The following is a 6,787-nucleotide window of genomic DNA, read 5'->3' as shown; positions in this document are numbered from 1 at the left end:
GACCTGGCCTCCAAGGTGCGCGCGAAGCGGTTGGACGTCGCGCGCCAGCGGCTGGCCGGCGGCGCGGGCGACGACTGACGACGCGCTGACGGCGCGGCACACCTGCCTTCGCGGCCTCTTGCGTCCCAAAGCGAAGCCCGCGAGGGGAGGGGCTCGAGGCCTCCTCCGCCGCGCGGGCCCGGGGTGCTACGGAGGCCTCAGTACCGTCCGCCGCCCAGCGCGGAGACGAGGGCGGACAGGACGCGGTTCTCCACGCCCCAGACGGCCTTGTTCATGCCCTTCACGCCCGCGCCGCGCATGTAGTCCGTGAAGTCGTGCAGGGCGGTGGAACGCTGCATGCGCTCGGTGCGGGCGGCGTAGAGCAGCGGCGTGTTGGGCGCGCCCGTGAGGCCCAGGTCGGGACAGGCCTCCGACAGCGCCGCGCGGTCGATGCCCGTCACCGCGGACAGCATCGCCACCGTGAAGTGGTGCACCGGCAGCTCGCGCGCGTTGGGCACGCGCTCCAGCACCTTCGCGCGCGACTCCGGGTCGGTGGCCAGCTTGTCCAGCGTCACCCGGGACATCTCCAGAATCTGCTCGTTGGTGACGTGCTTGTTGTCCAGGATGGCCCGGTCGAACAGGCTCTGCGGCGTGTCACCCTTGATGGTGATGTTCACGTCGGACAGGCGCTGACGCATGGTCTGGATGGCGCGCCCCACCTCCGTGTTCGCGCCCCCGCGCCACGAGCCCGGCGTCGCCTGCACCGGCGCCGTCGTCGCGCGGATCCGCGCCAGCTCCGCGCGGTTGAGCACGTCCGCGCGCGACGCCTCCGTGACCTGGTGGGCCCGGGCGGGCTGCGCGGCCGGCGCCTGCGTGCGGGACGGAGCGACGGAGGGGGCGGCGGGACGGTTGCGGATGGGCTGCGTCATGGAGGCACCTTCTACCCTGGATTTCGGAGTACCGGATTATCGCCGGGAGGGCAGGGGAGTTGCCTCCCGCGCCCCTCGCGGCGCGTGCGTTCCCCCCTCGGCCCGGTATGGTGCGCGCCATGTCCCCGCGCCTCCCCACCCAGTTCGCTGACCTGCTCACCCCGAAGGGCCGCCGCATTCTCGAAGGCCGAGACTCCGAGACGTGCGGGGCGCTGCTGGACCCCACGCGGCCCTTCATCGCGCTGCAGGGCGTCATCGACGTGAAGAAGGCGGCCGAGGCCCGGGACGTCCTGGACGCGGCGCTGCGGGACACGCTCGTCACCATGGAGGACCCCATCCCGGAGGACTCCATCTCCGGCATGGTGGAGAACTACACGGAGGCGCTGCCCAAGACGGTGCGCGTGCGCACCGCGCTCCTGGAGAGCCGGCGCTCGCGCTCGTGGCGCGCGGCGGAGGGCGTGGGGCTGGTGGGGCTGCTGCGCTCGGACACGTTCGCGGCCTTCGCGGCGGCGGTGAGCGGCCGGCCGCTCAAGCGGGGCTGGGGCATCCAGGTGCTCTGCTACGGGCCGGGCGACTACACGGGCCCGCACAACGACCACCACCCGGAGGAGGCGGACGCGCGCGACGGCTACGTGGACATGCACGTGAGCCTCACCCTGCCCGCCGTGGACCACCAGTACCTCGTGTACGCGAAGGACGGGCACTTCTCCGAGCTGACCAAGGTCAGCACCGTGGGCGGCATCACCGTGTACCGGCTGCCCTTCTGGCACTACACGACGCCGCTCGCCGCGAAGCCGTCCCGGGAGGACGCGGCCCGCCGCTGGGTGCTGCTGGGCACCTTCCTGGACGCGGCGCCCGGGACGCGCCCTTCCTCCACCATCCTGCCGGCGGGCGCCCCTCCGCCTGTCCGGGCGGTGACAGTCGGACGTGGCACCGGGGCCGGACGGCGTTAGCGTGCCGGGCCCATGAGCCCGACCGACATCGACACGCAGGCCAACGACCTCCTCCAGTACATCGACGCGTCGCCCACGCCGTACCACGCCGTGCGCGAGACGGCCCGCCGCCTCACCGCCGCGGGCTTCCGCGAGCTGGACGAGCGCGAGTCCTGGTCGCTGAAGCCCGGCGACAAGGTCTTCGTCATCCGCGGCGACACCAGCATCGCCGCCTTCCAGCTGGGCACGAAGCCCGTGGACACCACCGGCTTCCGGCTGGTGGGCTCGCACACGGACTCGCCCAACCTGCGCCTCAAGCCGAACGCGGCCGTCAACCGCCACGGCTACCAGCAGCTGGGCGTGGAAGTCTATGGCGGGGTGCTGCTGCACACGTGGACGGACCGCGACCTGTCGCTCGCGGGCCGCGTGGTGGCGCTGCACGACGGCCGCCCCCGGCACCACCTGGTGGACTTCCGCCGGCCGCTCCTGCGCGTGCCCAACCTGGCCATCCACCTGAACCGCGGCGTCAACACGGACGGCCTGAAGCTCAACCCGCAGGAGCACATGGTGCCGGTGCTGGGCCTGGAGAGCGCGGGCCCGCGGAGCTGCGCGCGCTGCTGGTGGAGGAGCTGGGCCGCGCGGGGGTGAAGGCCGCCGCGGACGACCTCTTGGGCTACGACCTGTGCCTCTATGACTTGCAGCCGTCCACGCGCTCCGGCCTGCACGGGGAGTTCCTGCACGCGCCCCGACTGGACAACCTGGCCAGCTGCCACACCGGGCTCACGGCGCTGCTGTCCGGCACGGACAAGCGCGAGGCCACGGTGGGCGTGGTGCTCTACGACCACGAGGAGTGCGGCAGCCGCAGCGCGCAGGGCGCCGCGTCGCCGTTCCTGAGGGACCTGCTGGAGCGCATCGTCCAGGGGCACTCGGACGGGCGCGCGGACGCGTTCCACCGGGCCATCCGCCGCTCGTTCCTGGTGAGCGCGGACATGGCGCACGCGGTGCACCCCAACTACTCCTCCATGCACGAGCCCCGGCACCAGCCGCAGCTGGGCGGCGGCCCGGTCATCAAGTCCAACGTCAACCAGTCCTACGCGACGGACGGCGAGTCGTGGGCGCACTTCGCCGCGCTGTGCAAGGAGGCGGGCGTCACGCCCCAGCACTTCGTCACCCGCACGGACCTGGGCTGCGGCAGCACCATTGGCCCCATCACCGCGGGGCAGCTGGGCATCCGCACGGTGGACGTGGGCAACCCCATGCTGTCCATGCACTCCATCCGCGAGCTGGCCGCCGCGTCCGACGTGGCCCGCATGGTGGCGGTGCTGACGCGCTTCTTCGCCTGAGCCTCCGGCCCTGACGGCCGCAAAGGAAGAAGCGGGCCCGGTGGTGACACCGGACCCGCCTCGGGGTGTTTCAGGAGGTCTTCAGCGGTGGGGCTAGTTCACGCCCACCGCGGTCCAGGCGTCCTTCACCTTCTGCACCTGGGTGGAGTCCGCGCCGTACAGGTCGGTGGCGGACTTGATGGTGGCCTCACGCGCCTGGGCGAACGTCGTCTTCGGCGTCATGTACGTGGTGAGGGCGCGGCCGAAGATCTTCAGGCCGTCCTCCATGCCGATGCCGCCCTTCACCTCCAGGCCGGAGGTGCGGTTCTTGCCGCCCTCCACCAGGAGGTAGAAGGCGTTGTTGGAGATGCCGCTGGAGCCGTGCACCTCCGTCTGCTTCGGGTAGTTCTTGTAGTTGTCGACCGAGTAGCCGTCCGAGGTCGGGTCGTTCATGTAGCGCAGGCCGTCCTCGGAGTTGCCGTTGTTCGGCGTCCACGCGGCCTCGCCCACGGTCCAGTTCCACTTGGCCTCGGGGTTCTTCTGCGCGGCGTACCACTCCACGCCCGTGCCGATGATGTCGGAGAAGGACTCGTTCAGGCCGCCGGACTCGCCGCTGTACACGAGGCCCGCAGTGCGCTCGGTGAGGCCGTGCGCGATCTCGTGGCCCGCGATGTCCAGCGTGGTGAGCGGGCCGGACTGCTTCCCGTCGCCGTCGCCGTAGCTCATCTTCTCGCCGTCCCAGTACGCGTTCACGTAGTTGTTCTTCACGTGCACGTAGTTGACGAGCTTCTCACCGGCGCCGTCGATGGAGTCACGGCCCAGGACGTCCTTGAGGAAGTCGTAGGTCATGGCCGCGCCGTAGTGCGCGTCGATGCCGGCCTTGGCGCGCGCCGGGTCCGTGGCCTCGCCCCACTTGTCGTTGTCGTCGGAGATCTTCGTCTGGCCGGACGCGGTGGACTTGTTGTTCGCGTCGTAGGTCACCACGCCCTTGCCGCGCGTCGAGTCCTCCAGCGAGTACGTGCCGTCCGCTTCCTTCTTGGTCTTCAGGTCCACGTGGCCGCTGTACATGGACACGTCGTCCGCGGTGCCCGCGGGCGGGTTCTGCGGATCCGTCGGCGGAGGCGTGGTCTCCTTCGCGGTGATGTTCAGGCTCCAGTTGTTCAGGGTGCCCGTGTCACGCGCGGCCTTGTCCTCGACGGTGAGCGTCCACTCGCCCTTGGCGCTCTCGCCCTTGAAGGCCTCGGAGAGGTCGAAGGAGCCCGCGATGTCGTCCTTGGAGCCGCCCTTGCGGTCCTGCACCACGGCGGACTTGCCGGAGGGGCTGGTCAGCGTGACCTTCAGGTCGCCGCTCCAGGTGTGCTTGACGTTGAGGTCCAGCTTGAGCTGGTCCACCGTCACGCCGTCCGGGATGTTGATCTTCGACTGGACCTGGCCCTTGTCCGGGATGGCGACGTTGGGGCTGGCCGTGCCGTTGACCAGGACGGGCGCCGCGGCGGACTTCGACCAGCCGCCGATCTTGTTGAAGCTCTCCAGCACCTTCCCGGTGTTGGCGTCGATGATGTAGTTCTGCTTCTTGGGCTTCTCCTGCCCGGCGATCTGCGTCACCTCCACCTGGTAGGCGGAGTGGTACTTGCCTTGCTGGTCCTGGTAGATGACGCGCTCGGAAGAGGGCTGCTTGTCGGCCTTGCCGCCCAGCTCCTTCTTCGCGATGTCGATGGCCTGCTGCGGCGCCAGCTTGGGCTTCTGCGAACCCAGGCCCGCGGGGATGGGGTTCTGCTCACCGGTGATGCTGGACACCTTGCCGTCCGCGCCCAGGTGGCTGATGAGCTGCTCGCCGAAGACCTTCACGCCCTCGTGCATGCGGTCCAGGCGCACGTGGGTCATGCCCAGCGCGTCGCGCTCCACGCTCCGGGGCGCCAGCGTCGGGCCGCTCTTGTTCGCCGCCAGCAGCGACGAGGCCGTCATCGGCGGGGTGAGGTGCTTCAGGGACGCCTGGATGGCCTGCTGCGCCTCCTTGCTGTCCAGCGCGAGGCGGCCGGGCTGCGCGGCCGTGGCCCCCGTGGAGGACTGCGCCGTCGCGGCGGCCGTGGGCTGCGCGCCAGCGGCGGCGCCCGTGCGGGAGACGGACTCGAAGCCGTCCTTCACGCGCAGGACGTTCTTGGCCTTCGCCGGGGTCGCGGTGTCAGTGGTGGGGCGGAGAGAAACGGGCGTCGAACCGTCGGTGCGGCGAATGGTCATTGAACACTCACGCTGCAAGGGGGATGAACAATTCTCGCACGACGAACTCCGAGAGTTTCCGATGGGTTGAAGAAGTTAACGCGGCAGCCCGGAATTCAGGGGATAGGGCCGGTGGACTTCCTGTGAATTCAACGGTTGACACGGAAATTTTGCTTTCAGTCGGGGTCCATCGTGACCCGAATTCCTGAAATCCCAGACGCTACACGTCATGGAGCCGCCGCCGCGGGGGCCCGGAAATGCGGCGGAAATAGATGGAAAAGTGCATCCGGGCGGCAACCGGGCAGGCAGGCCGGCCGCGTGGAGGCTGATACACTGCGACACGGTTTCCCGGCCGGGTTGGTGCGGGGGCTGGACCCTGGGGGGGTTTAAGACATGGAGCCGTGGATTCATCCGGAGACGCGGGAGGCGCCTGCCCTTGCGCCGCTGACGGTGCGGGTGCCGCGCCGGAGCTTCGAGGGCCTGTTTCAGCACGCCCTGAGGCCGTCCGGCCTGTTCGCGCAGGCGCTGCGGGACGTGGGCTACGACCCGGACGCGGTGGAGGAGGTCTTCCCGCTGGAGGTGTGGCGCGCGTCGCTGGCGGTGGCGCGGCGGCATGCGTGCCCGGGCCTGGCCAGCGAGGACGCCAACCGGGTGCTGGGCACGCACTACGTGGAGGGTTTCGCGCAGACGCTGGTGGGGCGCATCTTCGCGGCGGCGCGCGCTGCTGGGCGCGGAGCGGTGCCTGGCGCGGCTGCCACGTACCTGCGCGCGGGCCGCGACGACATGCGGCTGATGCTGGAGCCGGTGCGCGCCAGGGAGTGGCGGGCGCGCGTGGTGGACGCGGATCCGCTGCCGGACTTCGTGGCGGGCGTGATGGAGCAGGTGCTGCGCCGCACGCGGTGCTGCCGCGCGTGGACGTGGCGGAGCGCGCCGCGCACGGCTATTCGCTGCGGATCCGCTGGGACGAGGCCTGACGGCCGGCGCGTCCCTCCGCCCCTAGTTGAGGTACGTCTTCGGCGGGGGGCGCTTGCTGGCGGCGGCGGGAGGCGCCGGACGCGACTGGCGCCACCGGCCGATGACGTCCATCAGCCCGTCGAACGTGTCGCGCAGGGCCCAGGCGCGGTCCTCCGCGTCCTTCAGCCCCTCGCAGCGCAGGAGGCCGTCGCGCAGCGCGCGCTGGACGCCGGGGCAGTCGTCGCGCTCGTCGATGAGCTGCTCGGCCGTGTGCGCGTAGAGCCGGAAGCACCCCTCCACGTCGCCCCGGTTGTAGGCGGGGGCGCCCACGTTGATGGCCTGGCTCAGCAGCGCGGCCACGGACTCCACGGCCGGCGTGGCGCAGCCCTCCAGCAGGCCCACGGGGTGCTGGGGCACCTGGCGCACGCGGGTGGCGCGCTGCCGGGGCGCGTCC

Annotated in this window: 5 protein-coding genes and 2 pseudogenes; 4 read left to right on the top strand and 3 right to left on the bottom strand. The window is 71.0% G+C overall.

All coding sequences use genetic code 11. From position 1 onward, the window contains the following. Positions 1-197: 197 nt before the first annotated feature. Entirely contained in the window at positions 198-908 is a 711-nt protein-coding gene (locus tag ACLEQD_RS33780; RefSeq protein ID WP_410389715.1) for a hypothetical protein, read from the bottom strand. A 119-nt stretch (positions 909-1,027) separates the two neighbouring features. On the opposite strand from ACLEQD_RS33780, the gene ACLEQD_RS33775 reads away from it, so the two are divergent. The 3 genes from ACLEQD_RS33775 to ACLEQD_RS33765 are packed head-to-tail and all read left to right on the top strand — an operon-like array spanning position 1,028 to position 3,183. Next, positions 1,028-1,861, top strand: a complete 834-nt coding sequence (locus tag ACLEQD_RS33775; RefSeq protein WP_410389713.1) for a hypothetical protein — start codon at positions 1,028-1,030, stop codon at positions 1,859-1,861. Between the two features lie 12 nt (positions 1,862-1,873). Next, entirely contained in the window at positions 1,874-2,488 is a 615-nt protein-coding gene (locus ACLEQD_RS33770) for a hypothetical protein (protein ID WP_410389711.1), read from the top strand. Next, positions 2,461-3,183 (top strand): hypothetical protein, encoded by a 723-nt coding sequence (locus tag ACLEQD_RS33765; RefSeq protein WP_410389710.1) that lies wholly within the window; start codon positions 2,461-2,463, stop codon positions 3,181-3,183. The genes ACLEQD_RS33770 and ACLEQD_RS33765 overlap by 28 nt, the downstream gene beginning before the upstream one ends. Before the next feature lie 93 nt (positions 3,184-3,276). On the opposite strand, the gene ACLEQD_RS33760 is transcribed toward ACLEQD_RS33765, so the two are convergent. Continuing rightward, positions 3,277-5,400: a M4 family metallopeptidase gene (locus ACLEQD_RS33760; RefSeq protein WP_410389708.1), complete on the bottom strand. Its 2,124-nt coding sequence runs from the start codon at positions 5,398-5,400 to the stop codon at positions 3,277-3,279. Positions 5,401-5,772: 372 nt separating this feature from the next. Here ACLEQD_RS33760 and ACLEQD_RS33755 point away from each other — a divergent pair. Beyond that, positions 5,773-6,219 (top strand): annotated as a pseudogene (locus ACLEQD_RS33755) (DUF2378 family protein); the annotation flags it as partial. A gap of 156 nt (positions 6,220-6,375) precedes the next feature. Here ACLEQD_RS33755 and ACLEQD_RS33750 read toward each other — a convergent pair. Continuing rightward, positions 6,376-6,787 (bottom strand): annotated as a pseudogene (locus tag ACLEQD_RS33750) (serine protease); the annotation flags it as partial.

Source organism: Corallococcus sp. 4LFB (genome assembly GCF_046520365.1).
GTDB classification, from domain to species: domain Bacteria; phylum Myxococcota; class Myxococcia; order Myxococcales; family Myxococcaceae; genus Corallococcus; species Corallococcus caeni.
This window is presented reverse-complemented; position numbering and strand designations above follow the sequence as displayed.